We start from the raw sequence: 756 nt of genomic DNA, 5'->3' as shown, positions 1-756 counted from the left end.
AGGGGGAAGCTCGTGCCGCGGCCGAGATAGAGCACGTCCTTATATCTGGAGAGTTCCCTGGAGAGCGCCTCGATCTGCGGTCCGATCGTATTCAGCACCCCGCTCATGAGACGCGGCATCTCCGCCAGGCTCTTCACGAGTTGCCTTTCCTCTGCAGCGGGGATGATGCCCCTGGCCTTTCCGGCGGCGATGGCGAGCGAAGCGAGGACTGTCAGCTGGCAGGTGAAGGCCTTCGTCGATGCGACGCCGATCTCCGGACCGGCAAGGATCGGGAAGATCGCATCGGACTCGCGGGCAATGGTGGATTCCTGCACGTTCACCACCGCGCCGATCTTCAATCCCGCGTCACGGGAATAGCGCAGCGAAGCGAGCGTATCGGCGGTTTCGCCGGACTGGGAGATGAACAGCGCCGCCTGGTCGGCGGAGAGCGGAATCTCCCGGTAGCGGAACTCGGAGGCGACATCGATCTCAACGGGCAAGCGTGCATAGCGCTCGAACCAGTATTTGCCGACGAGACCTGAGAGATAGGCCGTGCCGCAGGCCGAGATCGCCAGTCCGCGGAGCGAGGCAAAGTCGATGGCGTTTCCGGCCGCCGGATCCACCCTATGGTCGGCCAGGTCGACGTAATGGGCGAGCGCATGGGAGATCACCTCGGGCTGCTCGTAGATTTCCTTCTCCATGAAGTGCCGGTGATTGCCCTTGTCGACGAGATAGGCGGCTGCCTGCGTGATCTGGCGGGGCCGTTCGACGCGGTTG

General features: G+C 63.6%; 1 protein-coding gene. It reads right to left on the bottom strand.

Annotated elements, in window-relative coordinates; translation table 11 throughout:
• Nucleotides 1-756: SIS domain-containing protein (locus tag RTCK_RS04495; RefSeq protein WP_185927915.1), on the bottom strand; the 756-nt coding region annotated here is incomplete at both ends.

The sequence above is a fragment of the Pseudorhizobium endolithicum genome (genome assembly GCF_902153245.2).
In the GTDB taxonomy this organism is placed as follows: domain Bacteria; phylum Pseudomonadota; class Alphaproteobacteria; order Rhizobiales; family Rhizobiaceae; genus Neorhizobium; species Neorhizobium endolithicum.
Note: the sequence above shows the minus strand (reverse complement) of the source record. Positions and strands in the feature narration are given on the sequence as shown.